The sequence below is a fragment of the Streptomyces sp. HUAS TT11 genome (assembly GCF_051553595.1).
Lineage (GTDB): Bacteria > Actinomycetota > Actinomycetes > Streptomycetales > Streptomycetaceae > Streptomyces.
In genome coordinates this window covers 5,635,416-5,659,758 of sequence record NZ_CP196184.1, presented here as the reverse complement: position 1 = coordinate 5,659,758, position 24,343 = coordinate 5,635,416, and the positions used below count along the sequence as shown (strand labels likewise).

Annotated in this window: 27 protein-coding genes and 1 tRNA gene; 10 read left to right on the top strand and 18 right to left on the bottom strand. The window is 70.2% G+C overall.

What is annotated here, in order from left to right; genetic code table 11:
• Nucleotides 1-20: 20 nt before the first annotated feature.
• Genes ACSHXN_RS25305 through ACSHXN_RS25295 form a run of 3 tightly spaced genes read right to left on the bottom strand, consistent with a single transcriptional unit; the run spans nucleotide 21 to nucleotide 2,707 of the window.
• A complete protein-coding gene (locus ACSHXN_RS25305; protein WP_355129146.1) occupies nucleotides 21-1,061 on the bottom strand; it encodes an ABC transporter ATP-binding protein in 1,041 nt (346 codons plus the stop codon).
• A gap of 7 nt (nucleotides 1,062-1,068) precedes the next feature.
• Nucleotides 1,069-1,914 carry an ABC transporter permease gene (locus ACSHXN_RS25300; protein ID WP_356291727.1) on the bottom strand — a complete coding sequence of 282 codons (846 nt, stop codon included), beginning with the start codon at nucleotides 1,912-1,914 and terminating at the stop codon, nucleotides 1,069-1,071.
• Complete coding sequence (locus tag ACSHXN_RS25295; protein ID WP_355129142.1) at nucleotides 1,907-2,707, bottom strand: ABC transporter permease; 801 nt, start codon at nucleotides 2,705-2,707, stop codon at nucleotides 1,907-1,909. Before ACSHXN_RS25295 ends, ACSHXN_RS25300 begins: the two co-directional genes overlap by 8 nt.
• Before the next feature lie 204 nt (nucleotides 2,708-2,911).
• On the opposite strand from ACSHXN_RS25295, the gene ACSHXN_RS25290 reads away from it, so the two are divergent.
• Nucleotides 2,912-5,326 carry a transglycosylase domain-containing protein gene (locus ACSHXN_RS25290; RefSeq protein WP_356109625.1) on the top strand — a complete coding sequence of 805 codons (2,415 nt, stop codon included), beginning with the start codon at nucleotides 2,912-2,914 and terminating at the stop codon, nucleotides 5,324-5,326.
• A 12-nt stretch (nucleotides 5,327-5,338) separates the two neighbouring features.
• Here the strand turns inward: ACSHXN_RS25290 and bcp are convergent, their stop codons facing one another.
• Nucleotides 5,339-5,806, bottom strand: coding sequence for a thioredoxin-dependent thiol peroxidase (bcp, locus tag ACSHXN_RS25285; protein ID WP_355129138.1), 468 nt, complete (start codon nucleotides 5,804-5,806; stop codon nucleotides 5,339-5,341).
• A gap of 162 nt (nucleotides 5,807-5,968) precedes the next feature.
• Between bcp and ACSHXN_RS25280 the strand changes: the two genes are divergently transcribed.
• The 5 genes from ACSHXN_RS25280 to ACSHXN_RS25260 all read left to right on the top strand — a co-directional run bounded on the left by ACSHXN_RS25280 (nucleotide 5,969) and on the right by ACSHXN_RS25260 (nucleotide 8,419).
• Nucleotides 5,969-6,307, top strand: a complete 339-nt coding sequence (locus tag ACSHXN_RS25280; protein WP_355129136.1) for a DUF3618 domain-containing protein — start codon at nucleotides 5,969-5,971, stop codon at nucleotides 6,305-6,307.
• Nucleotides 6,308-6,350: 43 nt separating this feature from the next.
• Nucleotides 6,351-6,692 carry a GroES family chaperonin gene (locus ACSHXN_RS25275; protein ID WP_079050309.1) on the top strand — a complete coding sequence of 114 codons (342 nt, stop codon included), beginning with the start codon at nucleotides 6,351-6,353 and terminating at the stop codon, nucleotides 6,690-6,692.
• Between the two features lie 163 nt (nucleotides 6,693-6,855).
• The gene (gene sugE / locus ACSHXN_RS25270; RefSeq protein WP_355797849.1) at nucleotides 6,856-7,176 is read left to right on the top strand and encodes a quaternary ammonium compound efflux SMR transporter SugE; all 321 of its coding nucleotides are present in this window, start codon (nucleotides 6,856-6,858) and stop codon (nucleotides 7,174-7,176) included.
• A gap of 96 nt (nucleotides 7,177-7,272) precedes the next feature.
• Nucleotides 7,273-8,295 carry an HNH endonuclease signature motif containing protein gene (locus ACSHXN_RS25265; RefSeq protein WP_356109620.1) on the top strand — a complete coding sequence of 341 codons (1,023 nt, stop codon included), beginning with the start codon at nucleotides 7,273-7,275 and terminating at the stop codon, nucleotides 8,293-8,295.
• A 39-nt stretch (nucleotides 8,296-8,334) separates the two neighbouring features.
• A tRNA-Leu gene (locus ACSHXN_RS25260) sits at nucleotides 8,335-8,419 on the top strand.
• Nucleotides 8,420-8,473: 54 nt separating this feature from the next.
• Here the strand turns inward: ACSHXN_RS25260 and rdgB are convergent.
• The 4 genes from rdgB to ACSHXN_RS25240 all read right to left on the bottom strand — a co-directional run bounded on the left by rdgB (nucleotide 8,474) and on the right by ACSHXN_RS25240 (nucleotide 10,748).
• The gene (gene rdgB / locus ACSHXN_RS25255) at nucleotides 8,474-9,076 is read right to left on the bottom strand and encodes an RdgB/HAM1 family non-canonical purine NTP pyrophosphatase (protein ID WP_438303744.1); all 603 of its coding nucleotides are present in this window, start codon (nucleotides 9,074-9,076) and stop codon (nucleotides 8,474-8,476) included.
• Between the two features lie 64 nt (nucleotides 9,077-9,140).
• Nucleotides 9,141-9,539, bottom strand: coding sequence for a hypothetical protein (locus tag ACSHXN_RS25250; RefSeq protein WP_355129128.1), 399 nt, complete (start codon nucleotides 9,537-9,539; stop codon nucleotides 9,141-9,143).
• Nucleotides 9,540-9,708: 169 nt separating this feature from the next.
• Nucleotides 9,709-10,440: a ribonuclease PH gene (rph, locus tag ACSHXN_RS25245; RefSeq protein ID WP_355129126.1), complete on the bottom strand. Its 732-nt coding sequence runs from the start codon at nucleotides 10,438-10,440 to the stop codon at nucleotides 9,709-9,711.
• Between the two features lie 74 nt (nucleotides 10,441-10,514).
• Nucleotides 10,515-10,748, bottom strand: coding sequence for a glucose PTS transporter subunit EIIB (locus ACSHXN_RS25240; protein ID WP_071368336.1), 234 nt, complete (start codon nucleotides 10,746-10,748; stop codon nucleotides 10,515-10,517).
• Nucleotides 10,749-11,187: 439 nt separating this feature from the next.
• On the opposite strand from ACSHXN_RS25240, the gene ACSHXN_RS25235 reads away from it, so the two are divergent.
• Complete coding sequence (locus ACSHXN_RS25235; RefSeq protein ID WP_355129123.1) at nucleotides 11,188-12,438, top strand: PTS transporter subunit EIIC; 1,251 nt, start codon at nucleotides 11,188-11,190, stop codon at nucleotides 12,436-12,438.
• Between the two features lie 88 nt (nucleotides 12,439-12,526).
• Here ACSHXN_RS25235 and ACSHXN_RS25230 read toward each other — a convergent pair whose 3' ends face one another.
• A complete protein-coding gene (locus ACSHXN_RS25230; protein ID WP_355797840.1) occupies nucleotides 12,527-13,279 on the bottom strand; it encodes an MBL fold metallo-hydrolase in 753 nt (250 codons plus the stop codon).
• 267 nt (nucleotides 13,280-13,546) lie between these two features.
• Here ACSHXN_RS25230 and ACSHXN_RS25225 point away from each other — a divergent pair, with 267 nt between their 5' ends.
• Nucleotides 13,547-13,987, top strand: a complete 441-nt coding sequence (locus ACSHXN_RS25225) for a type II toxin-antitoxin system PemK/MazF family toxin (RefSeq protein ID WP_355797838.1) — start codon at nucleotides 13,547-13,549, stop codon at nucleotides 13,985-13,987.
• Between the two features lie 69 nt (nucleotides 13,988-14,056).
• Here the strand turns inward: ACSHXN_RS25225 and ACSHXN_RS25220 are convergent, their stop codons facing one another.
• The 9 genes from ACSHXN_RS25220 to clpS all read right to left on the bottom strand — a co-directional run bounded on the left by ACSHXN_RS25220 (nucleotide 14,057) and on the right by clpS (nucleotide 22,028).
• A complete protein-coding gene (locus ACSHXN_RS25220) occupies nucleotides 14,057-14,608 on the bottom strand; it encodes a hypothetical protein (protein ID WP_438303742.1) in 552 nt (183 codons plus the stop codon).
• A gap of 141 nt (nucleotides 14,609-14,749) precedes the next feature.
• Nucleotides 14,750-16,819, bottom strand: a complete 2,070-nt coding sequence (locus ACSHXN_RS25215) for a putative Ig domain-containing protein (RefSeq protein WP_438303741.1) — start codon at nucleotides 16,817-16,819, stop codon at nucleotides 14,750-14,752.
• Nucleotides 16,820-17,186: 367 nt separating this feature from the next.
• Nucleotides 17,187-18,137 carry a PLP-dependent cysteine synthase family protein gene (locus ACSHXN_RS25210; RefSeq protein ID WP_355129114.1) on the bottom strand — a complete coding sequence of 317 codons (951 nt, stop codon included), beginning with the start codon at nucleotides 18,135-18,137 and terminating at the stop codon, nucleotides 17,187-17,189.
• 6 nt (nucleotides 18,138-18,143) lie between these two features.
• Complete coding sequence (locus ACSHXN_RS25205; protein WP_355129112.1) at nucleotides 18,144-18,476, bottom strand: MoaD/ThiS family protein; 333 nt, start codon at nucleotides 18,474-18,476, stop codon at nucleotides 18,144-18,146.
• Between the two features lie 151 nt (nucleotides 18,477-18,627).
• Entirely contained in the window at nucleotides 18,628-18,723 is a 96-nt protein-coding gene (locus ACSHXN_RS25200) for a putative leader peptide (protein WP_319114358.1), read from the bottom strand.
• 79 nt (nucleotides 18,724-18,802) lie between these two features.
• On the bottom strand, nucleotides 18,803-19,225 hold the full coding sequence (locus ACSHXN_RS25195; protein ID WP_356109607.1) for a M67 family metallopeptidase: 423 nt from the start codon (nucleotides 19,223-19,225) through the stop codon (nucleotides 18,803-18,805).
• Nucleotides 19,226-19,300: 75 nt separating this feature from the next.
• Nucleotides 19,301-20,749, bottom strand: coding sequence for an amino acid permease (locus tag ACSHXN_RS25190; RefSeq protein ID WP_438303740.1), 1,449 nt, complete (start codon nucleotides 20,747-20,749; stop codon nucleotides 19,301-19,303).
• A 344-nt stretch (nucleotides 20,750-21,093) separates the two neighbouring features.
• Nucleotides 21,094-21,699: a DUF2017 domain-containing protein gene (locus ACSHXN_RS25185; RefSeq protein WP_355797827.1), complete on the bottom strand. Its 606-nt coding sequence runs from the start codon at nucleotides 21,697-21,699 to the stop codon at nucleotides 21,094-21,096.
• 11 nt (nucleotides 21,700-21,710) lie between these two features.
• Entirely contained in the window at nucleotides 21,711-22,028 is a 318-nt protein-coding gene (clpS, locus tag ACSHXN_RS25180) for an ATP-dependent Clp protease adapter ClpS (protein ID WP_059127851.1), read from the bottom strand.
• A gap of 92 nt (nucleotides 22,029-22,120) precedes the next feature.
• On the opposite strand from clpS, the gene ACSHXN_RS25175 reads away from it, so the two are divergent.
• Both ACSHXN_RS25175 and ACSHXN_RS25170 read left to right on the top strand, forming a co-directional pair.
• Entirely contained in the window at nucleotides 22,121-23,449 is a 1,329-nt protein-coding gene (locus ACSHXN_RS25175) for a nicotinate phosphoribosyltransferase (protein ID WP_355129104.1), read from the top strand.
• 266 nt (nucleotides 23,450-23,715) lie between these two features.
• Nucleotides 23,716-24,303, top strand: coding sequence for an isochorismatase family protein (locus ACSHXN_RS25170; RefSeq protein WP_438303739.1), 588 nt, complete (start codon nucleotides 23,716-23,718; stop codon nucleotides 24,301-24,303).
• The last annotated feature ends 40 nt before the right edge of the window (nucleotides 24,304-24,343 follow it).

Below are 24,343 nucleotides of genomic sequence, written 5' to 3'. Positions count from 1 at the left end.
CGAGGAAGCCGCGCACCGGGCTACGACACCGCCCGTTCCGGCGCGGGATCGGCAGCCCCTTCCAGCCGGTGCAGCATCCTGGCGATCACCGCCTCGATGTCCGGTTCCCGCACCGAGAGGTCCACCAGCGGACAGTCCGCCGCGATGCGCGCCACCAGCGGGGCCGCCGACTGCGACGCCGGGAACGCCAGCCACTGCCGCGGCCCCTCGACCCGCACCACGCGCGCGGGCGGCGCCTCGATCGGCGGCATCTCCCGCTCCAGGTCGACCACGAGGGTGCGCTCGCTGTCGCCCACCTCGTGCAGCCCGGCGAGCGGGCCGTCGTACATCAGGCGCCCCTGGTCGATGACCATCACCCGCGAGCACAGCTGCTCGATGTCCTGAAGATCGTGGGTGGTCAGCAGCACCGTCGTGCCGCGCTCGGCGTTCAGTTCCCGCAGGAAGTCACGGACCCGGGCCTTGGAGACGACGTCCAGACCGATGGTCGGCTCGTCGAGGTACAACACCTCCGGGTCGTGCAGCAGCGCCGCCACGATGTCGCCGCGCATCCGCTGGCCCAGCGACAGCTGGCGCACCGGAACGTCCAACAGGCTCCCCAGCTCGAGGAGTTCCACACAACGGTCGAGGTTCTCGCGGTAACGCCGGTCCGGGATGCGGTACATGCGGTGCATCAGCCGGTAGGAGTCGATCAGCGGCAGATCCCACCACAGGGTCGTGCGCTGCCCGAACACCACCCCGATACGCTGCGCCAGCCTCGTCCGCTCACGGGAGGGGTCGATCCCCGCGACCCGCAGCGTGCCGCCGCTCGGCGTCAGGATCCCGGTCAGCATCTTGATCGTGGTGGACTTCCCGGCACCGTTCGGTCCGATGTAGCCGACCATCTCGCCGCGCGCCACGGTGAAGGAGATCGAGTCGACGGCCCGCACCCGGCGCCGCTCACGGCGCAGGAAACCGGTCCTCGTACGCACCTCGAAGACCTTCTCCACCCGCTCCAGCCGGATGAAGTCGCCGTCCGGGTCGTCACCGCCCACCACACCACCGTCCACGTAACCACCCTCCATGGGTTCCTCAGCTCCCCGTACTCCGGTACGAACGCAGTCCCGCGCGCCAGGCCAGCATCGCGAGCGCACAGCAGGCCGCCGCCACCAGCGGCGGCGCGAAGGCGAGCCAGGCCGGCAGGTCGAGCGGATACGGCCGCCCCAGCACATACAGCGCGGGCAGCCAGTTGACGAAGGCGAGCGGCAGCAGGAAGGTCACCCCGCGCACCAGTTCCTTCGCGAAGACGGTGGGCGGGTACTGCAACAGCGTCTGACCCCCGTACGTGAAGGAGTTCTGCACCTCGGAGGCGTCCTGTGCGACGAACTGGAAGGCCGCGCCCGCCACGAACACGGCACAGAAGATCGCGGCGCCGCTCAGCAGCGCCAGCAGGACCATCAGCACCTTCAACGGTGTCCACGTCAGGTCCAGGGAGACCACCGCGTATCCGAGGACCAGCACGCCCTGGACGATCCGGCCGAGGCGGCGCAGCCCGAAGCGGTCCGCCGCGACCTGGGCCAGCACCGGCGCCGGACGGACCAGGAGCGTGTCCAGCGTGCCGTCACGCACCCGCCGCCCCAGCCGGTCCATCGAGCCGAGCACCAGATCGGCGAAGCCGAACGCGGTGGCGGACAGGCCGTACAGGAAGGCGACCTCGGGCAGGTCATAACCGCCGAGCGAGTCGATCCGCGAGAACATCAGCATGATCGCGACGAAGTCGAGCCCGGTCGCCGCGAAGCTGCCCAGCGTGGTCATCACGAACGAGGCGCGGTAGGCCATGGTGGAGCGGATCCACATGGCGGTGATCAGACCGTAGGCCCGCAGACCCTCGTACACCCGCCCGTACGTCCGCTGCCCGGCGGCAGCCGTGTCAGCCACCCTGGACCACCACCCGCCGGGTCGCCGCGGACTGCACCAGCCGCCCGACGCCGAGCAGCACCACGGCCCAGGCGATCTGGAAGGCGTACGTGGGCAGCGGGTCCGCCGCGCCGAGCAGCACATCCACGGGGGCCTGGAGCAGCGCCGACCAGGGCAGCAGGCGAACGACCTCGCCGAGCGTGCCGGGGAAGACGTTCAGCGGCAGCAGCATGCCGGAGCAGAAGACCGCCGTCAGCCCGGCGAGCTGGGCGACGCCCGCCCCGTCCAGCAGCCAGAACGCGCTCAGCGCCACGACGAACCGGATCGCGAAACTCACCACCACCCCGAGCCCGACCGCGACCAGGAACGCCGCCCAGGTCAGCGGGCTCGCGGGCAGCGCGAGCGGGAAGACGAGCGCGCCGAAGACCAGCGGGACCACACCCCGCCCGAGCAGATGGAACAGCGCCCGCCCCAGATCCGAGGCCAGCCACCACCCCTGGAGGTCGACGGGCCGGTACAGATCGACGGCCACGTCGCCCGTACGGATGCGTTCGATCAGCTCTTCCTCGAAACCACCGCCGAACACGGCCACCGTCATCAGCAGGCCCTGGCTCACCCAGACGAACGTAAGAGCCTGCGACTGGTCGTACCCCCCTAGGTGGGGTCGCTCGTTCCACACGGCGAGGTAGGTGTACGCCAGGATCAATCCGAAGACCGAGTTGGTGAACACCCCGGCCGCGGTCGCGGTCCGATAGGTCGCGTACCGCCGGAAACCACTGGCGGCGACGGCGGCGTACAACCGCCCTGTCCCCACGGGAGAACCTCCTTCGACACGTGCCGGACGGAAGCGCAGGAGCCTAGCGCGCGGATGAAGTGGCGTACCACACGTTTTCCCGGCACGACACGTCCGTCGTACCGGGAACGGAACGCAAGGTGCGACAGTCTTCATCAGGGGACGCAGATGGCGTACGAGGGCGTACGTGAACGTACGACGCAAAACGGGAGTCCGGGCACCACGATGAGCGACGAGCCGCAGCCGCAGCCGCAGCAGGGCAGCCATGCCCTCGCGCCCCAAGAACCGCCGTCGGGCCCGCCGGGGCCGGCCCCCGGCAGGCCCCGGCGCACCGGGTGGCGCCGGCTGATCCCGACCTGGCGCACGGCGCTCGGCACCCTCGTGACCGGGCTGCTGCTGCTGGTCGGCCTCTTCGCGCTCGGCTACTACCTGGTCAAGATCCCGCCCGCGAACGCGGCCGCGACCAAGCAGAGCAACGTCTACCTGTACGCGGACGGCACCGAGCTGGCCCGCGACGGCTCGGTCAACCGCGAGAGCGTGATGCTCGCCCAGATCTCCAAGGACGCCCAGCACGCGGCGCTCGCCGCCGAGGACCGCGACTTCTACTCGGAGTCCGCCGTCGACCCCAAGGCGATGATCCGCGCCGCCTGGAACACGGCCACCGGCAAGGGCAAGCAGTCCGGCTCGACGATCACCCAGCAGTACGTGAAGAACTACTACCTGGGCCAGGAGCAGACCGTCACCCGGAAGGTGAAGGAGTTCTTCATCTCGATCAAACTGGACCGGGAGAAGAGCAAGGACCACATCCTCGAGGGCTACCTCAACACCAGCTTCTTCGGCCGCAACGCCTACGGCATCCAGGCAGCCGCACAGTCCTACTACGGCGTGGACGCCAAGGACCTCACCGCCGCCCAGGGCGCCTACCTCGCGGCCCTGCTGAACGCGCCGAGCCAGTACGACGTGACCGCCCACCCCGAGAACAAGGCGGCCGCCGTGGCCCGCTGGAACTACGTCCTCGACGGCATGGTCAAGAAGCGCTGGCTGACCGAGGAGCAGCGGCGCAAGGCGACCTTCCCGACACCCCGGCAGCAGGTCACCGCCACCGCCATGTCCGGCCAGCGCGGCTACCTGGTCCAGGCGATCAAGGACTACCTCGTCACCAACAAGATCATCGACGAGGACACCCTGACGGGCGGCGGCTACCGCATCACCACCACCCTGCAGAAGTCCAAGCAGGACGCCTTCGTCAAGGCCGTCGACGACCGGCTCATGAGCAACCTCGACAAGAAGAACCGCAAGATCGACCGCGCGGTGCGGGCCGGCGGCGTCGCCATCGACCCGGCCACGGGCAAGGTCCTCGCGATGTACGGCGGCATCGACTACACCGAGCAGTACGTCAACAACGCGACCCGCCGCGACTACCAGGTCGGCTCGACGTTCAAGCCGCTGGTGTTCACCTCGGCCGTGCAGAACGGCGCCCGGACGCAGAACGGCGTCCCGATCACCCCCTACACCGTCTACGACGGCACGGACCGGCGACCGGTGCAGGGCTGGAGCGGCGGCACCTACGCGCCCGAGAACGAGGACAACGTCTCCTACGGCCCGATCACCGTCCGCACGGCCACCGACGACTCCGTCAACGCCGTGTACGCACAGATGGCCGTCGACGTCGGCCCGTCCAAGGTCAGGCAGACAGCGATCGACCTCGGCCTGCCCGCGAACACCCCCGACATGAACCCGTACCCGTCGATCGCGCTCGGCACGGCCACCGCGAGCGTCCTCGACATGGCAGAGGCGTACGCGACACTCGCCAACCACGGCAAGCACGGCACGTACACCCTGGTCGAGAAGATCTCCAAGGACGGCCGGGAGGACGTCGACCTTCCGCACCGCGCCATGAAGCAGGTGGTCAGCCGCGAGGCGGCGGACACCACCACGTCCATGCTGCGGAGCGTGGTGGACAGCGGCACCGCGACGGCCGCCCAGGGCGCGGGCCGGCCCGCCGCCGGCAAGACCGGCACCGCCGAGGAGGACCAGGCCGCCTGGTTCGCCGGCTACACCCCCGACCTGGCCACGGTGGTCGCCGTGATGGGCCAGGACCCCGACACGGGCAGGCACGAACCGCTGTACGGCGCGATGGGCCTCGGCCGCGTCAACGGCGGCGGCGCGCCCGCCGAGATCTGGGCGCAGTTCACGAGGACGGCGCTCGAGGGCAAGCCGGTCAAGAGCTTCGATCTGCGCCTCCAGGCCGGCGCGGAGGGGTACCACGACCCGTCCCTCGACCCCACGGCCCAGCAGCCGTGGGACCCCGAAGGCCCGGACAACGGCGACACCACGGGCGACCGGGCCGACCCGGGCCAGGACCAGGGGCAGACCGACGGCGGCTTCCCGCCCACCGGCGGCGCCGACACCACCGGCTCACCCGGCACCGGCGACACGACCGACACGGGCGGCTCCACCGACGACGGCGGCACGACCGGGGACGGAGGCACCACCGACGACGGCGGCACGACCGGCGACGGCGGCGGCACCGGCCCCGGGGGTCCGCCCGGCACAGGAACCACGAACGGCGCCGCGGGGCCCACCGGGAACGGCGGGCCTACGGGAGACGGCGGAACGACGGGCAGAGCGGAAGGCTAGGGCCCGGGGCGCTCAGATCCCCAGATCCTTGATGATCTTCGCCACGTGACCCGTCGCCCGCACGTTGTACAGCGCGCGCTCGACCTTGCCCTCCTCGTCGACGACCACCGTCGAGCGGATCACGCCGACCACCTTCTTGCCGTACATCGTCTTCTCGCCGAAGGCGCCGTACGCCTGAAGGACCTCTTTGTCCGGGTCGGCGAGAAGGGTCACCTTCAGGGACTCCTGCTCGCGGAACCTGGCCAGCTTCTCCGGCTTGTCGGGCGAGATGCCGATGACGTCGTAGCCGGCGCCCGCCAGGAGCTCCAGGTTGTCGGTGAAGTCGCACGCCTGCTTGGTGCAGCCCGGAGTGAGCGCGGCCGGGTAGAAGTACACGATGACCTTGCGGCCCTTGCGGTCGGCCAGGGAGACCTCGTTGCCGTCGGCGTCCGGCAGGGTGAAGGCGGGGGCGGTGTCGCCCGGTTCGAGTCGCTCGCTCATCGGTACCTCACATGGCAGGGGCGGGTTACCCGACGAGCCTAATCTCCCCCGCACCCGCCATAGGGGTGCCGGGGAGTGCGTCGGGCCCGAAGCTGACAGACTGTCGACCACAGAAGCAGGAATTGCGCGGAACACGTCGCAAACGACCACGGAGGAAGCGCGGTGACGGACACGTCGAGCACACCGGACACCAGGACTCCGGCGCAGATCGAGGCGGACATCAAACGCCGCCGCGAAACCCTCGCCGAGACGCTCGACGAGATCGGCGTCCGGGTGCACCCCAAGACGATCGTCGGAGACGCCAAGGCCAAGGTCGTCTCCAACATCGACCACACGCTCGGACGGGCCTACGTCGGCGTCAACCGGACCGTCAGCCAGGTCAAGGGGCAGTTCGTCACGCAGGAGGGCGCACCCCGCCTGGAGCGCATCGTCCCCGTGGCCCTGGTCGTGGTCGGCGTCGTCGGACTGCTCACCGTCGGCTCCCGACGGCGCAAGCGCTGACCCGGACGCAGACGAAGAGATCGAAGGCAGGTAGGTTCGGGGTGTGAGCGAGAAGACCCACCACGACAAGTTGCCGATCCGGATGCTGCACGACCGTGTGCTCGTGCGGCAGGACGCCGCCGAGGGCGAGCGCAGGTCAGGCGGCGGCATCCTGATCCCCGCGACCGCGGCCGTCGGCCGGCGCCTCGCCTGGGCCGAGGTCGTCGCGGTCGGGCAGAACGTCAGGACCGTGGAACCGGGCGACCGGGTGCTGTACGACCCGGAGGACCGTGCCGAGGTAGAGGTGCGGGGCACCCCGTACGTCCTGATGCGCGAACGCGATCTGCACGCCGTGGCGGCGGACCGCTTCGAGGGGTCCGAGGACTCCACGGGCCTGTACCTGTAGAACGAACGGCAAAGGGGCCGGTGGCGGATGCCACCGGCCCCTTTGCCGTTCCTTTGCTAGCCTTGGACGACCCCGACGAGACGCGCCGTACCGGGACGGAACCGCCAGGTCCGCAGGCAAAGACGACGCACCTGTCCGTTCACGTCTCACGGAGGTGCCCGCCATGGCCTGGGTCCTGCTCGTCGTCGCCGGTCTGCTCGAAGTCGCCTGGTCGGTCGGGATGAAGTACACCGACGGCTTCACCCGCCTGTGGCCGAGCCTCGCCACCGGCGCGGGAATCGTCGCGAGCATGCTTCTGCTCTCCTACGCCGCGAAGTCCCTCCCCATCGGTACGGCGTACGGCGTCTGGGTGGGCATCGGCGCGGCCGGCGCGGCGGTGCTGGGCATGACCGTCCTCGGCGAGCCCGCGACCGCCGCGCGCATCTTCTTCGTGGCCCTGCTGCTGATCGCGGTGGTGGGGCTGAAGGCGACTTCGGGGCACTGAGTCCCCGCTGCGCGGGGCGAGGATCCTCGTGACTGCCCGGCCTGCGATTCGTTACTCCGTGCGAGGCGCCGAACAGGCGGCCGAGATCGGAGGGGCATGAGCACGGCGGACATGTACGACCGGGACGCGCTGGCGACCGCGGTCGCGGAGTCCCACACCTGGAACGGCCTCATGCGCCGCCTCGGGCTCAAGCCCAGCGGCGGTCGGCGACGCGTCCTGCAAGAACGCGTCGCCGCGCACGGGATCGACACAGGCCACTTCCGGCAGCGCAGCCCGTGGCTCCGGTATCCGGACGATGCGATCGCCGCAGCGGTCGCATCGTCCTCGACGCTGCGCGAAGTCGCTCTGAAACTCGGTGCCACGCCCGCCACCGGCACGCTCACGCACCTGCGGCGCCGCATCGCGGCAGCCGGCATCGACATCGGCCACTTCCCGGGCATCGATCGACCGTACGCGGTTCCGCGGTTCACCGACGACGAACTGCGCATCGCGGCCGCCTCGGCCCCGAGTGTGCGCCAAGCGGCCAGAGCGCTGGGGGTGCCTGACGACGACCGGTCACGCGCCGCACTGAGCCGGATGTTCCGGGAGCGCAGGGTGGACACCTCCCACTTCCGCAACGCCCGCCTGGCGATCCCGGAGCAGGCCCTGCGGGCGGCCGTGCCGGAAGCCACGAGCTACGCCGCCGTGATGCGGGCGCTGGAACTCGAGGTGACCGACACGAACCACCGGCGCGTGCGGCGCAAGGCGGCACAGCTCGGCCTTGACACAAGCCACTTCAAGCGGCGGCCCCGGGCGGCGGTGCACTCGAGCCGTCGCGAACCCGCGGCGGGACGCGTGCTCGTGGTCCTCCCCGCCGGTTCCCCGCGGACCAACCGGGCCCGGCTGCACGCGGCACTGCAGGAGTCCGGCATTCCCCATCGGTGCGCGTCCTGCGGCAACATCGGCGAGTGGCTGGGGCGGGTGATCACCCTCCAGATCGACCACATCAACGGCGACTGGCTGGACAACCGCATCGAGAACCTGAGGTATCTGTGCCCGAACTGCCATGCCCTGACGGCAACATGGTGCCGTCGGAAGGACAGGCGGCCCGCAGTGCGTACCGGCTCCCCCGTACACTGAACGGCACGAAGCGGCGCAGGGATATATGTCCGCTTTGGGGCGGTCGTGGCGAAAGAGGCGATACGCGCGGGTTTTAGGTGCCCGTGGGAGAAATCCCGTGTGGGTTCGAGTCCCACCGACCGCACGCCGGCATGCGGAGGGCCCACCCGGGCGAAAGACGGGTGGGCCCTCCGCGTTGTCAGCCGAGCAGCTCCCGCACCACCGGTACCAGCGCCCGGAACGCCTTCCCCCGGTGGCTGATCGCGTTCTTCTCCTCGGGGCTCAGTTCCGCGCAGGTCCGCGTCTCGCCCTCCGGCTGGAGGATCGGGTCGTAGCCGAAGCCGTTCGTGCCCGCCGGGGTGTGGCGGAGGGCGCCCTTCAGCTGGCCCTCCACCACGCGCTGCGTCCCGTCCGGCAGGGCCAGGGCCGCCGCGCAGGCGAAGTGCGCGCCGCGGTGGGGCTCGTCGATGTCGCCAAGCTGGGCAAGGAGCAGGTCGAGATTCGCCTTGTCGTCTCCGTGCCGGCCTGCCCAGCGGGCCGAGAAGATGCCGGGGGCGCCGTGCAGTACGTCCACGCAGAGGCCCGAGTCGTCGGCCACCGCGGGCAGGCCCGTCGCCTGGGCCAGGGCGTTGGCCTTGAGCAGGGCGTTCTCGGCGAAGGTGACGCCTGTTTCCTTGACGTCGGGGATGTCGGGGTAGGCCTCCGCGCCGACCAGGTCGTGCGGGAGGCCCGCGTCGGCGAGGATCGCCCTGAGTTCGGTGATCTTTCCGGCGTTGCGCGTGGCGAGGATCAGGCGGGTCATGTCCATCAGTATCCGCGGGGCGCGGGCGTCCTCCGCCCGCGCCCCCGGTGCCGGTCGCGGCGTGCTAGGACGTGCAGACCTTGGTCAGTTCTCCGGCCGCGTCCGTCACGGGGCCGACGTCGGGGGTCTTGTCGCCGTTCCGGACGGCTTCGCGGACGTTCGTGACGGACGTGCGCAGGTGGTCGACCGCCTTGTCGAGATCGACGTCGTCCGTCGTGTCCCCGATCTTGTCGAGGTTCCTCTCGATGGAGTCGAGGGACGCCTCGGTCTGCGTCGGGTCGTTCGCCGCGTTCTCGACGGCCTGCTGGAGGTCGGTGACGCTGTCGGCGATCGCGTCGGCGGTCTGGACGCAGTCGATCGCCTTGTCGACGGCGTCGCAGCCCGCGCCGGCGCCCATGGCGGCGAGCACGGCGACGGCTGCGAGCGCGGCGGTGGTGGTGCGGCGGCGGTGGCGCGCGGCCATGGAACGGATTCCCTCCCCGTCGGCGGTGCGGCACCTGCCCGTGGGCGCGCCGGCCGGTCCGGCTCGCCCGACCCGTGGGTGGTCGTACGGGGCTGTGTCCGGGCGCGCCGGGTGCCCCGGGCGCCGTTCGTGTCAGCGGTGCGGCTATCCCTGAAAACGCCGTTCGGCGCTACTCGGTTGCCTCGAGGGCGGCGCGTTGCAGGGTCGCGAGCCGGTCGCAGCCGGAGAGGGCCAGGTCGAGCAGGGTGTTCAGTTCCGTGCGGTCGAAGGGTGCTGCCTCCGCCGTGCCCTGTACTTCCACGAAGCGGCCGTCGCCGGTGCAGACGACGTTCATGTCGGTGTCGGCCCTGACGTCCTCCTCGTAGCAGAGGTCCAGGAGCGGTACACCGTTCACGATGCCGACGGAGACGGCCGCGACCGTGCCGGTCAGCGGTTGCCGGCCGGTCCGCACCAGCTTCTTGTGCTGTGCCCAGGCCACGGCGTCGGCGAGTGCGACGTAGGCGCCGGTGATCGCGGCGGTGCGGGTGCCGCCGTCCGCCTGGAGGACGTCGCAGTCGAGGACGACGGTGTTCTCGCCGAGCGCCTTGTAGTCGACGACGGCGCGCAGGGAGCGGCCGATGAGGCGGCTGATCTCGTGGGTTCGGCCGCCGATCCTGCCCTTGACCGATTCGCGGTCGCCGCGGGTGTTGGTGGAGCGGGGCAGCATGGCGTACTCGGCGGTGACCCAGCCCTCGCCGCTGCCCTTGCGCCAGCGCGGGACGCCTTCGGTGACGGATGCGGTGCAGAGGACTTTGGTGTCGCCGAAGGAGACGAGGACGGAGCCCTCGGCGTGCTTGCTCCAGCCGCGCTCGATGCTGATGGGGCGGAGCTGTTCGGGCGTGCGGCCGTCGATTCGAGACATGGGCCGAGCCTATCCGTACATGCGTCAGGGGCCCCTCCCGGTGGGAGGGGCCCCTGAGGTGTGGGCGCGTGGGCTCACATCATGTCTTCGATCTCCGCGGCGATCGGGTCCGCGTCGGTGCCGATGACGACCTGGATGGCGGTGCCCATCTTGACGACGCCGTGGGCGCCGGCGGCCTTCAGGGCGGCCTCGTTGACGAGAGAGGCGTCGTGGACCTCGGTGCGCAGCCGGGTGATGCAGCCCTCGATCTCGTCGATGTTGTCGATGCCGCCGAGACCGGCGACGATCTTCTCAGCCTTGCTGGCCATGTCTCTTCTCCCTGATCCGAACCGCTTTGTCGCAGTAACCCATAGGTGGACGAACTTTGCGAGCGGTCTGGTCGTGCGAACCCGAGGAAGGCGTTCCCGACAGTGCGACCGTCCGCGAACTGGTCTACACCACGCCGGGATAGGGCGCCAAACGCAGTGCGGCACGGAGCGACCCTGTCCGAACATCACGGTCAAGTGGCACTTATCACGCCATCCAGACCTCTGACTCATAGCCGTATCGAGCTATCGTTTCCGGGAATTCGCCGCAAGTGCGGCACTACTTACGGTATGTCCGGGACTACAGAATTCACGGGTTCCTTATCCCACCTTCACCGTGCTACAACAGGTCTACACCAGTGAGTGGTGTAGACCACGCGGGAGCTGCCCACCTCGTTCAGCCCTTCCCGTCCCCCGGCAGCCCCCAGCACATGGAGGAACTATGAGCACCGCCACCGAAACCTCGGCGGCCCCCGCAAAGAAGCGGGGATCAGGTCTGTTCCAGGGCCTGCAGAAGGTCGGCCGCAGTCTCCAGCTCCCGATCGCCGTACTGCCGGCGGCGGGTATTCTCCTGCGACTCGGCCAGCAGGACGTCCACGACAAGCTGAACCTGCCGGACAAGGTCACGGCAGTGTTCGCCACAGCTGGTGGGGCGATCTTCGACAACCTGCCGATGCTGTTCTGCATCGGTGTGGCGATCGGCTTCGCCAAGAAGTCCGACGGCTCCACGGCCCTGGCGGCCCTGGTCGGCTTCCTTGTCTACAGCAATGTGCTGAAGGCCTTCCCGGTCACCGAGGCCAAGGTCCAGGCCGGCGCGGACATAGCCGCCACCTACAACAACCCCGGCGTTCTCGGCGGCATCCTGATGGGTCTGCTGTCGGCGGTGCTGTGGCAGCGCTACCACCGGACCAAGCTGGTCGACTGGCTCGGCTTCTTCAACGGCCGTCGCCTGGTCCCGATCATCATGGCCTTCGTCGGCACCGTCGCCGGTGTCTTCTTCGGTCTGATCTGGAAGCCGATCGGCGAGGGCATCTCGAACTTCGGTGAGTGGATCACCGGTCTCGGCGCGCTGGGCGCGGGTCTGTTCGGTCTGATCAACCGTGCGCTGATCCCGGTCGGCATGCACCAGTTCGTGAACACCGTCTCCTGGTTCCAGATCGGTGACTTCAAGAACTCGGCCGGCGAGGTCGTCCACGGTGACCTCAACCGGTTCTTCGCCGGTGACCCGACCGCCGGACAGTTCATGTCGGGCTTCTTCCCGATCATGATGTTCGGCCTGCCGGCCGCCGCGCTCGCCATCGCGCACGCCGCCCGCCCCGAGCGCCGCAAGGCCGTGCTGGGCATGATGATCTCGCTGGCGCTGACCTCCTTCGTGACCGGTGTGACCGAGCCGATCGAGTTCTCGTTCATGTTCATCGCCCCGGTGCTGTACGCGATCCACGCGGTCCTCACCGCCCTGTCCATGGCGGTCACCTGGGCGCTCGGCGTCCACGCGGGCTTCACCTTCTCCGCGGGTGCCATCGACTACCTGCTGAACTGGAACCTGGCGACCAAGCCATGGCTGATCATCCCGATCGGCCTGGTGTTCGCGGCGATCTACTACTTCGTCTTCCGCTTCGCGATCGTCAAGTTCAACCTCCCGACCCCGGGCCGCGAGCCCGAGGAGGAGGTCGAGGACCTCACGAAGGCGTGAGCGACTCCTCCGAACGACACGAAGGCCCCGGAACCTCTCAGGTTCCGGGGCCTTCGGGCGTGTGAGGGGCGTTGCGCGTACGCCGGTCCTAGACCTCGTACGTCGCCCGGGGCGTCGCCAGTTCCACGGGGCCGGAGTAGACGGCCCGGGCGTCCGCCAGATTGACCTGCGGGTCGGTCCACGGCGGGATGTGGGTCAGCACCAGGCGGCGGGCGCCGGCGCGGGCGGCCGCCTCGCCGGCCTCGCGGCCGTTGAGGTGCAGGTCCGGGATGTTCTCCTTGCCGTAGGTGAACGCGGCCTCGCACAGGAAGAGGTCCGTGTCACGGGCGAGTTCGTCCAGGGCCTCGCTCACGCCGGTGTCGCCGGAGTAGGTGAGCGACCTGCCGCCGTGCTCGACGCGGATGCCGTACGCCTCCACGGGGTGGCGCACGCGTTCCGTGTGGACGGTGAAGGGGCCGACCTCGAAGGAGCCGGGCTTGACCGTGTGGAAGTCGAAGACCTCGCTCATCGAGGAGGCCGAGGGGGTGTCGGCGTAGGCGGTGGTCAGGCGCTGCTCGGTGCCCTCCGGACCGTAGACCGGGATGGGTGCCGCGCGGCCGCCGTCGTGGCGGTAGTAGCGCGCGACGAAGTACCCGAGCATGTCGATGCAGTGGTCGGCGTGCAGATGACTGAGGAAGATCGCGTCGAGGTCGTAGAGACCGCAGTGGCGCTGCAGCTCGCCAAGGGCGCCGTTGCCCATGTCGAGGAGCAGCCGGAAGCCGTCGGCCTCGACGAGGTAGCTCGAGCAGGCCGAGTCCGCGGACGGAAACGACCCCGAGCAGCCGACGACGGTGAGCTTCATAAAGCTGGAACCTCCGCGTGGCAGAAAGTGCACAAGGCAGGAACGGGCGGTGACGGGGGTCGTGCGGTCCGTCGAGCGTAAGGCGCAAAAGGGCCGGTCGCTCCTCCGCCAGGGGCCGTTGTGGGCGAACTCACCTGTGGTGTCACCGGTTCGGCTGGACCATGGGTGCGTGGGGAGTGCGTCGGGGCGCACGACCCGCGGTGCGGCGGCGCGTTGGTGTGCGCCGAAGGCGGGCGGTGGGGCGTGTACGCCGGTACCGTCAACGATATGGACACGTCCTGGTGGCTGGCGCTGGCGGCGGTGGTGCTGCTCGCGCTGGTCGCGACGCTGGTGGACGGATGGGGGCGCGGGCAACGCCCCCGCCGTGCCGCGGCACGTCCGCCGGGACGCGCCCGGCTGCATCCGCGGCCCGCCGAGATCTGGTGGGCGAGCGTTCCGTACGAGGACCGGATCGGTGCCAAGGACCGGCCCTGCCTGGTACTGACGGTGCGCGGGGACAGTGCGACGGTCGCCAGCATCACCAGCCGGTACCGCGACGAGCGGGCGGGCGTGATTCCGCTGCCGCCGGGCACGGTCGCCGACGCCCACGGCCGGCCCAGTTTCCTGGAGACCGACGAACTGCGCGACGTGCCGCTGTGGGACTTCCGGCGCCGGGTGGGCGTGGTGGATCCCGTGCTGTGGGATCAGGTGCGGTATCTCGCCGGGTGACCGTCCTCATGGCGTGTCCTCACGGCCCTGTCCTTCCTTCGGTCTTCGTCCTCTCCCCCGGCCTCGTCCTCACGGTGCCGTCACGGTCACCGTGACCGTCCACTGCTCGATGCCCAGGCACGCGTTCCGGCCCGGTTGCCGGGCGCACAGCGGGCGGCTCGAGCCGAGCCGCGCCGTTCCGGGCGCGACCGCCTCGAACGCGGCGAGGGCGTCGCCCGGTCGGACGGCGATGCCGGCGTTGGTGGCCTGGAGCGCGTCGCCCTTGGCGGTGACGACGGCCCAGGGCCGGTCCTTGGAGCCGTCCAGTGCGATGCGGATCCGCCCGCCCTGCGCCAGGCACACGGTGCGGCCGGTGTCGGCCGCGGTGAGCTGCACCTCGGGCGCGCACCTCGTCCCGGTGGGGGTCGGCGGGACGGACGGCGGGAGCGACGGTGCGGCGGGGACCGATGGTGGAACCGGTGCCGACGGTGCTGCCGGTGCCGATGGTGAGGCCGGTGCCGACGGCGGGGTCGCACCGCTGCCGGACGAGCCGCCGCTGCCGGCCCCGCAGCCCACGACGAGTAGTGCCGCTGCCGCGACGGCGGTGACGGTGGTGGTCCGGTGGAGCGTCGTACGGCGCATGGGGCGGCCGCCTTCCTCTGCCTCGTCCTCGGTCCTGCCCTCGTGCTGGTGTGACGTTCCTCCAGCTCATCAGGATCCGCCCGCGACCGCGAGCGGGCCCCGGCCGCAGGTACGGCCGGGGCCCTTGGTGCCCGGAGGTGCTCAGCCGGTCGTCAGTGCGGTGTCGTCGACGACGAAGCTGGTCTGCAGCGAGGAGTCCTCCGCGCCGCTGAACTTCAGGGTGACCGTGGACCCCGCGAAGGAGGACAGGTCCAAGGACTTCTGCGCGTACCCGGTGGCGGCGTTGAGGTTCGAGTACGTCGCCAGCGTGGTCGAACCGGCGGTCACCGTCAGCTTGTCGTACTGGCTGCCGGTGGTGGTCTCCGCCGTGTCGATGTGCAGGTAGAAGGTGAGCGTGGCCCTGCACCCGGACGGGATCGTCACCGACTGGGACAGCGTGTCGGTGTGCGAGGACCCGTAGCCGTCGAGCCAGGCCTTGTACGAACCGCCGTGCGCCGCCTCACCGCTGTCGTTGGTGATGACCCCGCTCGTCGCGGTCCAGCCGGTGCTGCCCGACTCGAAGCCCGGGTTGCCCAGCAGCTGCGCCGAAGAGCAGGTGCCGCCGGAGGTGCCGACGGTCCAGCTGAAGGACGCCGAGCCCGAGGCGCCGGTGGAGTCCTTGGCGGTGACGGTCGCGCTGTAGGTGCCCGCGGTGGACGCGGTTCCGGAGATCAGGCCGGTCGAGCTGTTGATCGACAGTCCGGTGGGCAGTCCGGTCGCGCTGTAGGTGAGCGCCGCACCCGCGCTGTCGGAGGCCGAGATCTGCAGGCTGACGGAGCCGCCGGTCGTGGTGGACTGGTTGCCGGGGCTGGTGACGGTCACGGTGTTGCCGGAGCTGCTGTCCGCGGAGAAGGCGGCCGTGCCGTTGGGGGTGCCCCAGCCGGTCGGGCCGTCGTAGCCGGCGCGCGCGGTGCAGAAGTACGACGTGGAGCAGCTGCCGTTGTTGCCGGTCGTGACGTCGTACAGGTTCCCGGTGTGGGAGTAGGGGTACTTCGCCGGGTAGTCCGTGGCGCCCGGAGTGCCCGCGAGGGCGTAGACGCCGGCGATGATCGGGGCGGAGGCGCTGGTGCCGCCGTAGACCGCCCAGCCGGAGCCGCCGTAGGTGTCGTAGACCGCGACGCCGGTGGCCGGGTCGGCGACAGCCGAGACGTCGGCCTCCATACGCCGGGAGCAGCCGGTGTCGGTCTGCCAGCTCGGCTTGGGGTCGTAGGCCGAGCAGCCGGAGCCGGTGCCCTCGGTGCTGCTGGTCTTCCACACGGACTCGGTCCAGCCGCGGGAGTTGGAGGACGTCGACAGCGCGGTGCCGCCCACGGCGGTCACGTACTGGGAGGCCGCCGGGTACTCGGCGCCGTAGGCCTCGTCGCCCGAGGAGACGGTGATCGCGACGCCGGGGTGCTTGAAGTACTGGGTGTCCTCACTGGTCTGGGACGATGCCTCACTGCCGCCCCAGCTGTTGGAGACGAACTTGGCGCCGAGCGCGACGGCCTCGTTCTCGGCCGTGCCGAGATCGGTGTCGTTCGCGGAGTTGGCCTCGACGAGGATGATCTTGCAGTTCGGGCAGACGGCGCTGACCATGTCGATGTCCAGCGCCTCCTCGCCCGCCCAGCCGGTGTTGTTGGACGGCAGCGAGGTGGTCGAACCGGTCTGGCTGACCTGCTTGAAGCAGCCGTTGGCCTTGGTGCACGCGGACAGCCCGTAGGTCGAGCGGTAGGTCGCGAGGTCCGATTCGGCGTTGGGGTCGTTGTACGCGTCGACGACCGCGACCGTCATGCCGGAGCCGCCGGTCGAGGGCAGGTTGTAGGCGCTGTGCAGGTTGGCGGGGCTCAGGCCGGAGGGTGCGGCGGCCGCCGTCGCGGAGGCGAGCCGCTGCTCGATGTCGGTGCGCCGCTGGGCGAAACAGGACGCGTGGCCGGCGGTCGGGGCGCCGCACAGGTGCTGCGTCGGCACCTTCTGGCCGGGCTTGCCGGTGGCGTGGACGGTCTGCGCCTCGGGGCTCGTCAGCGCCCGGGCGTTCTGGGTGGCGTGGGAGGACTGCGCGGTGCCGGAGGCGCTCTGGGCGCCGGCGGCCGGGGCCGCCATGAGACCGGCGACGGTGAGGGCGAGAGCGGGGAGGGCGGCGGTCAGGAGTCTTCGCAGGCTCCGTCGCCGCTTGCTCGGGCGGGACTCACGCATGGGGTGCTGCCTCTCTCGGTTTGAGGCCGGCGCCGCGCGGGCCTGGGTCGGGCCGGACGCGGAGCCACAGCCGGGAAGTGGGGATTCCTGAAGCTGAGTGGCAGGCCTGTGACGCGCGTAGCGACGGTAGGACGCGTTGCCATGGGCATGACACCTATAGCGCCGTGAACACCCTGAGAGCCCAGTGAGCGTGACATGACAGGGTGCGGGCAGAACCTAGCCCGGTCCGGCGAGGGCGGGCAGTCCCGAAGAGAGATCTTTGCCGCTCCATAGGCGGCACTTAGCGCGCCGATTGGCGGGCATTGGCGTGTTGATGAGAAGGCGGGTTCCGGGGGCGGGGCCCCCGGTCACCTGCGTAGGGAAAACCCTATGCCCACAGCTGTCCGTGCAGTGTCTTGATCGCCTCTTCCGTCGTCGCCGCCGTGTAGACGCCCGTCGACAGGTACTTCCAGCCGCCGTCGGCCACGATGAAGACGATGTCGGCGCTCTCGCCCGCCTTGACGGCCTTGGCACCCACCCCGATGGCCGCGTGCAGGGCCGCGCCCGTGGAGACACCCGCGAAGATGCCCTCCAGCTGGAGCAGTTCACGGGTACGGGTCACCGCGTCCGCCGAGCCGACGGAGAAGCGGGTGGTCAGGACCGAGGCGTCGTACAGCTCCGGCACGAAGCCCTCGTCGAGGTTCCGCAGGCCGTAGACCAGGTCGTCGTAGCGCGGTTCGGCCGCGACGATCCGCACGTCCGGCTTGTTCTCGCGCAGATACCGGCCCACGCCCATGAGCGTGCCGGTGGTACCGAGGCCGGCCACGAAGTGCGTGACGGAGGGGAGGTCGGCCAGGATCTCCGGACCGGTGGTCGCGTAGTGCGCGCCCGCGTTGTCCGGATTTCCGTACTGGTAGAGCATCACCCAGTCCGGGTGCTCGGCCGCCAGCTCCTTGGCGACGCGCACGGCGGTGTTGGAGCCGCCCGCGGCCGGGCTCGAGATGATCTCGGCACCCCACATGCCCAGCAGGTCACGGCGCTCCTGCGAGGTGTTCTCCGGCATGACGCACACCATGCGGTAGCCCTTGAGCTTCGCCGCCATGGCCAGGGAGATGCCCGTGTTGCCCGAGGTGGGCTCCAGGATCGTGCAGCCCGGGGTCAGCCGGCCGTCCTTCTCCGCCTGCTCGATCATGTGCAGGGCGGGCCGGTCCTTGACCGAGCCGGTCGGGTTGCGGTCCTCCAGCTTGGCCCAGATACGGACGTCGGGGGACGGCGAGATCCGCGGCAGGCGCACCAGAGGGGTGTTGCCCACCGCGGCCAGCGGGGAGTCGTAGCGCATCCGGGATCAGGCCGTTCGGGGCCGGCGCCCGGCCACCGTACGGGCCGGACGCGGCTTCGCCGCGGCGGAGCCTCCGGCCACGGCGGGCAGGATGGTCACGTTGTCGCCGTCGGCGAGCTTGGTGTTGATGCCGTCGAGGAAGCGGACGTCCTCGTCGTTCAGGTAGACGTTCACGAAGCGGCGCAGCTCCCCGCCGTCCACGATGCGGGCCTGGATGCCCGTGTGACGGGTCTCGAGGTCGGCGAACAGCACGGCGAGGGTCTCCCCGTTGCCCTCGACGGCCTTCTGGCCGTCGGTGTACTGGCGGAGGATGGTGGGGATGCGGACCTCGATGGCCATGGCTCGGGGCTCCTGTCGGGAGAGGTCTGAATGGGGGGCGCCCCCTGCTCCAGCGGAGCCGAGAGCTTGCGGGCGCGCACGGCGGCGCGGAGCGTCGTGACAGGACGCGGGGCGGTGCGCCGCGGCCCGGCCGGACGGCGGCAGTGCGGCGTCAACAGATGGCGCTGTTCGACCTGCACAGATCGACGTGCAGCCGCGCCACGAGCAGCGTGCCCGGCGTCTTCTTGCTCACGTCGTGGAGAACCATGGGGTCATCGTATCGATTCCCCCCTCGGCGTCCGGAGTGTGATCTCGCATGGTGGATGAATTCTGCCCGAATTGCGGGATCAGTAGCTCTCCACCACCCTGACCTCCTCCTCTGTCACCTCGCCCTCCACGATCCGGAACGAGCGGAACTGGAAGGGGCCGGCCTCGTCGGAGTCGGCGGTCGAGACCAGGACGTAGTGGGCGCCCGGCTCGTTGGCGTACGAGATGTCCGTGCGGGAGGGGTACGCCTCGGTCGCCGTGTGGGAGTGGTAGATCACCACCGGCTCCTCGTCGCGGTCGTCCATCTCCCGGTACAGCTTGAGCAGATCGCCGGAGTCGAACTCGTAGAACGTGGGCGAGCGGGCCGCGTTCAGCATCGGGACGAAACGCTCGGGGCGGCCCGAGCCCACCGGGCCCGCGACCACGCCGCACGCCTCGTCGGGGTGGTCCCGGCGCGCATGGGCGACGATCCGGTCGTACAGGTCCTCGGTGATGGTCAGCATGACGGTCAGGATAAGCAGAGGGCCGCCCCGTACCGAAGGGTGGTACGGGGCGGCCCACATGGTGGGCGGTACGGCTCAGCCGACCCTCTCCAGCGTCTCGCGGCGCTCGGCGACCTGCGGGTTGCGGGCCTTGAGCACGACCCAGCCGACGGCCAGGGCCGCCGCCCAGACGGCCATCACGTACAGGCAGACGCGGGAGTCGGCGTCGTACGCGATCAGGGCGGTGACGAAGAGCAGGAACGCGATGGCGATCCAGCTGCACACCGCGCCGCCGGGCGCCGGGAAGGAGGAGGCGCGCAGCCGGCCCGCCACCACCGCGCGGCGGTACAGGACGTGGCTGATCAGGATCATCAGCCAGGTCCAGATGCCGGCCGCGGTGGCCACCGAGGTGACGTAGCCGAAGGCCTTCTCCGGGACGACGTAGTTGAGGACCACGCCGATGCCCATGCAGGCGACCGAGGTCGTGATGCCGAGGGCCGGGGTCTTCGACGTCGACAGCCGGCTGAACGCCTTCGGGGCCTCGCCGTTGTCGGCGAGGGTGCGCAGCATGCGGCCGGTGGAGTACATGCCCGAGTTGCAGGAGGACAGGGCCGCGGTGAGCACCACGAAGTTGACGATGCCCGCACCGGCGGGGATGCCGATCTTCGCGAAGGCCTCGACGAACGGGCTCACACCGGCCCCGAACTCGGTCCACTTCACCACGCAGAGGATGACGGTGAGGGCACCGACGTAGAACAGCGCGATGCGCCAGGGCAGGGTGTTGATCGCCTTGGGCAGGGTCTTCTCCGGGTTCTCCGACTCACCGGCCGTCACACCGACCAGCTCGACGGCGAGGTAGGCGAACATGACGCCCTGCAGGGTCATCAGCGAGGAGCCGATGCCGTTGGGGAAGAAGCCGTCGAACTGCCAGAGGTTGGAGACGGAGGCGGTGTCACCGGCGGAGCTGAAGCCGAACGTCAGCACACCGAGACCGATGACGATCATGCCGATCAGCGCGGTGACCTTGACCATCGAGAACCAGAACTCGATCTCGCCGAACAGCTTCACCGAGATCAGGTTGGCCACGAACAGGACCACCAGGAAGATCAGCGCCGTCACCCACTGCGGGATGGACGGGAACCAGTAGTGGACGTAGATCGCGGCGGCCGTCAGCTCGGCCATGCCGGTCACCACCCACATCAGCCAGTACGTCCAGCCGGTGAAGTAGCCGAAGAACGGGCCGAGGAACTCCCGGGAGTACTCCGCGAAGGAGCCGGAGACCGGGCGGTAGAGGAGCAGCTCGCCGAGCGCCCGCATGATGAAGAAGATGACGACGCCCGCGAGGGCGTACATGAAGATCAGACTGGGGCCGGCCTTGGCAATGTTCGCCCCGGCACCGAGGAAGAGGCCGACGCCGATGGCGCCGCCGATCGCGATCATCTGGACCTGACGGCTGCCGAGCCCGCGCTCGTACCCCTCTTCGGGGGTGTTGCCGCCCACGGCCTCACTGCCGTCGTAGTTCTTACCGACCTGCGATGAGGTCATGTGTGGTGCACCTTTCTCCATGCCGATCCGAGCCAGTCCCTTTGGCTTCGGATCGGGTTCCGATCCCCCCGGAATGTGATGGAGCAGTGCCTGGCCGACGGTTGTCGGCTCGGTGGCGCACCCGACCGGACGTGGGTGTTGTCCCGTCGGGCGGTCGTGAAGGTCTATCACGGCCGCACCGTTGATCGGCTGGACGCCGTGTGACGTACCGCACTGGAAGAACCGGACAAATATGCACTCATGCGGGCATGCCGGACCGTGGCGGTGACGTGATCGTTATCCGGACTTGAGCCCCCACTGAGCGAACACCGGCCTCTCGCCGAGTGCGCGCAGACCCTGGCGAATCAGGGCATAAGGGTCGTGACGAGCGTCTCCTGAAGGCCGCCGAGCCACAGATAGGCCATCACCATGGGCTTGCGCGGATCCTCGTCCGGCAGCCGGTAGAGATGGTCGGTGTCGTCCTCGTCGACGACCTCCAGCCGCGAGCCGATCGCCAGGCGCAGGTCGTTCAGGGCGCCGAGCCACTGCCCGGACTCCTCCTGCGACAGCTTCAGGACGCCGCCCTCCTCGCTCGCCGAGGTCAGTGCGTCCAGCGAGCGGATCACGGCGAGGGCGTTGTCGCGCTTGCGCGCCCGCAGGTCGTTCTCGGTGAAGCGGCGGAACTCGGCCGAGTGCGCCCGCTGTTCCTCGACCTCCTCGGGCGAGCCAGGGTCGCCGCCGGGGCCGCCGTAGGCGTCCGGGAACAGACGGCGCAGCACCGGGTCGGAGGGCGGTTCGCTGGGCCCCTCCGCGAAGAGTTCGGCGAGCGGATCGTCCGGGGCGTTCTCGGCGGGGCCGGGGCCGATGAGTTCCAGCAGCTGCACGGCCAGCGACCGGATGATGGAGATCTCGACGTCGTCGAGCGCGACGGCGGCACCGCCGCCGGGGAGTGATTCGAAGTGTCCTGACATCGGGGAGGTCGTTACTTCCGGTCCTGCTGGAGGGTGGCCCACAAACCGTAGCCGTGCATCGCCTGCACGTCGCGTTCCATCTCCTCGCGGGTACCGCTGGAGACGACCGCCCGGCCCTTGTGGTGGACGTCGAGCATGAGCTTGGTGGCCTTGTCCTTCGAGTAGCCGAAGTACGTCTGGAAGACGTACGTCACGTAGCTCATCAGGTTGACCGGGTCGTTGTGGACGATCGTCACCCAGGGGACATCGGGTTCGGGGACGGCGAACTGTTCCTCCGCCGACTCGGTCTTCTCGATCTCTAGGGGTGCAGGAGCCGTCACACGGCCCATGCTGCCACCTCGACCGGGCCCCCGCACAAACGGACACAGCCGCCACCCCCACAAATCGTCAGACTGACGAGATGGGAGTACGATCCGACGTCATGAACTCAGCGGACCTTGGGCTGCCGGTGGACGTGCCCTCGACGGCACTCTTCACCGACCACTACGAGCTGACGATGCTGCAGGCCGCCCTCCGGGGGGGCAGCGCCGATCGGCGCTCCGTCTTCGAGGTCTTCACCCGGCGGCTGCCCGAGGGCCGCCGCTACGGCGTCGTGGCCGGCACCGGACGCGTCCTGGACGCGGTCGAGAACTTCCGCTTCGACGCGGACGTCCTCGGCTTCCTGCGGGAGCGCCGCGTCGTCGACCCGCAGACCCTGGCCTGGCTCGCCGAATACCGCTTCGACGGCGACATCTGGGGCTACCCGGAGGGAGAGGTGTACTTCCCCGGCTCCCCGATCATGCGGGTGGAGGGCTCCTTCGCCGAGTGCGTGCTCCTGGAGACCGTGATCCTGTCCATCCTCAACCACGACTCCGCCGTGGCGGCCGCCGCCTCCCGCATGTCCTCCGCCGCGGACGGCCGGGGGCTGATCGAGATGGGCGCCCGGCGCACCCACGAGCTGGCCGCCGTGGCCGCCTCCCGGGCCGCGTACATCGGCGGCTTCACCACCACCTCGGACCTGGCCGCCGGCTTCCGCTACGGCATCCCGACGGTCGGGACCTCCGCCCACGCCTTCACCCTGGTGCACGACAGCGAGCGGGACGCCTTCCGGGCCCAGGTCGAGTCGCTCGGGCGCGGCACCACGCTGCTGGTGGACACCTACGACGTCACCGAGGCCGTCCGGCTGGCCGTCGAGATCGCCGGGCCCGAGCTCGGAGCCGTACGCATCGACTCCGGCGACCTGCTGCTGGTGGCGCACCGGGTGCGCCAGCAGCTCGACGAACTGGGCGCGACCCACACGAAGATCGTCGTGACCTCGGACCTGGACGAGTACGCCATCGCCTCGCTGCGGGCGGCGCCCGTGGACGCCTACGGCGTCGGCACCCAGCTGGTGACGGGTTCCGGCCATCCGACCTGCTCGATGGTCTACAAGCTGGTCGCCCGCGCCGAGTCGGCGGACCCGCAGGCTCCGCTGGAGCCGGTCGCCAAGAAGTCGCTCGGCGGAAAGACCTCCATCGGCGGCCGCAAGTGGGCGGCGCGACGGGTCGACGAGCACGGCGTGGCGGAGGCGGAGATGGTCGGCACCGGAGCGGTGCCGGACGGGTTGGCGGACCGGCAGCTGCTGGTCCAGCTCGTCAAGGGGGGCCAGGTGCTCGCCCGCGAGCCGCTGGACGTCGTACGCGATCGGCACGCCGCCGTGCGCGCCGGTCTGCCGCTGTCGGCGACGCAGCTGTCCCGCGGGGAACCCGTCATCCCGACCGTCTACGTGTGAGGCGTCCGGGCCGGCCGGACCGGCGCGCGGGACGGATGCGGCCGGGCCGTGGTGCGCGTGCGGGGTGCGGCTTCGGCCGGACCCCTGCCGCGGGCGCATGAACGCGCGGCCCGCGGGAATGCAACGGCAGCGCACCCGCGCACGCCGCCGACCCCCTGACGCCCCCTCCCGCCCGGCCCCCGAAGTCTCTAGGCTCGGTAGTTCGTACGGACGGCCGGGCTCGCACCCTCTACTCCGAACCGCCGCCAAGCCGAAGGACACCGACCATGCGCCGCGCCTTGATCGTCGTAGACGTACAGAACGACTTCTGTGAAGGCGGCAGCCTCGCGGTGGCCGGAGGTGCCGATGTGGCCGCCGCGATCACCGAGCTGATCGGGCAGGCGCCCGCCGGCTATCGCCATGTCGTCGCCACCCGGGACCACCACATCGCCCCGGGAGGACACTTCGCCGACGACCCCGACTACGTCCACACCTGGCCCGCGCACTGCGTGGCGGGCACGGAGGGCGTGGGCTTCCACCCGAACTTCGCCCCGGCGGTCGCCTCCGGGGCGATCGACGCCGTGTTCGACAAGGGGGCGTACTCCGGCGCGTACAGCGGGTTCGAGGGGACCGACGAGAACGGGGTGCCGCTCGGCGACTGGCTGCAGGCGCGGGAGATCGACGAGGTGGACGTGGTCGGCATCGCCACGGACCACTGTGTGCGCGCCACCGCCCTGGACGCCGCGCGGCGCGGGTTCCGTACGCAGGTGCTGCTGGACCTCACCGCCGGAGTGTCGGCGGAGACCACGGAACGGGCGCTGGAGGAGTTCCGGGATGCCGGGGTGGAGCTGTCCGGCAAGCCCGTCGTCTCCTAGGGCCCGGGACCGCACCGACTGTGCGGTCCCCTCCGGGGCC

Coding starts and splice junctions, on each gene's coding strand:
- ACSHXN_RS25305 (WP_355129146.1), bottom strand. CDS start 1,061: ATGGAGGGTGGTTACGTGGACGGTGGTGTGGTGGGCGGTGACGACCCG.
- ACSHXN_RS25290 (WP_356109625.1), top strand. CDS start 2,912: ATGAGCGACGAGCCGCAGCCGCAGCCGCAGCAGGGCAGCCATGCCCTC.
- bcp (WP_355129138.1), bottom strand. CDS start 5,806: ATGAGCGAGCGACTCGAACCGGGCGACACCGCCCCCGCCTTCACCCTG.
- sugE (WP_355797849.1), top strand. CDS start 6,856: ATGGCCTGGGTCCTGCTCGTCGTCGCCGGTCTGCTCGAAGTCGCCTGG.
- ACSHXN_RS25265 (WP_356109620.1), top strand. CDS start 7,273: ATGAGCACGGCGGACATGTACGACCGGGACGCGCTGGCGACCGCGGTC.
- rdgB (WP_438303744.1), bottom strand. CDS start 9,076: ATGACCCGCCTGATCCTCGCCACGCGCAACGCCGGAAAGATCACCGAA.
- ACSHXN_RS25250 (WP_355129128.1), bottom strand. CDS start 9,539: ATGGCCGCGCGCCACCGCCGCCGCACCACCACCGCCGCGCTCGCAGCC.
- rph (WP_355129126.1), bottom strand. CDS start 10,440: ATGTCTCGAATCGACGGCCGCACGCCCGAACAGCTCCGCCCCATCAGC.
- ACSHXN_RS25240 (WP_071368336.1), bottom strand. CDS start 10,748: ATGGCCAGCAAGGCTGAGAAGATCGTCGCCGGTCTCGGCGGCATCGAC.
- ACSHXN_RS25235 (WP_355129123.1), top strand. CDS start 11,188: ATGAGCACCGCCACCGAAACCTCGGCGGCCCCCGCAAAGAAGCGGGGA.
- ACSHXN_RS25230 (WP_355797840.1), bottom strand. CDS start 13,279: ATGAAGCTCACCGTCGTCGGCTGCTCGGGGTCGTTTCCGTCCGCGGAC.
- ACSHXN_RS25225 (WP_355797838.1), top strand. CDS start 13,547: ATGGACACGTCCTGGTGGCTGGCGCTGGCGGCGGTGGTGCTGCTCGCG.
- ACSHXN_RS25220 (WP_438303742.1), bottom strand. CDS start 14,608: ATGCGCCGTACGACGCTCCACCGGACCACCACCGTCACCGCCGTCGCG.
- ACSHXN_RS25215 (WP_438303741.1), bottom strand. CDS start 16,819: ATGCGTGAGTCCCGCCCGAGCAAGCGGCGACGGAGCCTGCGAAGACTC.
- ACSHXN_RS25210 (WP_355129114.1), bottom strand. CDS start 18,137: ATGCGCTACGACTCCCCGCTGGCCGCGGTGGGCAACACCCCTCTGGTG.
- ACSHXN_RS25205 (WP_355129112.1), bottom strand. CDS start 18,476: ATGGCCATCGAGGTCCGCATCCCCACCATCCTCCGCCAGTACACCGAC.
- ACSHXN_RS25200 (WP_319114358.1), bottom strand. CDS start 18,723: ATGGTTCTCCACGACGTGAGCAAGAAGACGCCGGGCACGCTGCTCGTG.
- ACSHXN_RS25195 (WP_356109607.1), bottom strand. CDS start 19,225: ATGCTGACCATCACCGAGGACCTGTACGACCGGATCGTCGCCCATGCG.
- ACSHXN_RS25190 (WP_438303740.1), bottom strand. CDS start 20,749: ATGACCTCATCGCAGGTCGGTAAGAACTACGACGGCAGTGAGGCCGTG.
- ACSHXN_RS25185 (WP_355797827.1), bottom strand. CDS start 21,699: ATGTCAGGACACTTCGAATCACTCCCCGGCGGCGGTGCCGCCGTCGCG.
- clpS (WP_059127851.1), bottom strand. CDS start 22,028: ATGGGCCGTGTGACGGCTCCTGCACCCCTAGAGATCGAGAAGACCGAG.
- ACSHXN_RS25175 (WP_355129104.1), top strand. CDS start 22,121: ATGAACTCAGCGGACCTTGGGCTGCCGGTGGACGTGCCCTCGACGGCA.
- ACSHXN_RS25170 (WP_438303739.1), top strand. CDS start 23,716: ATGCGCCGCGCCTTGATCGTCGTAGACGTACAGAACGACTTCTGTGAA.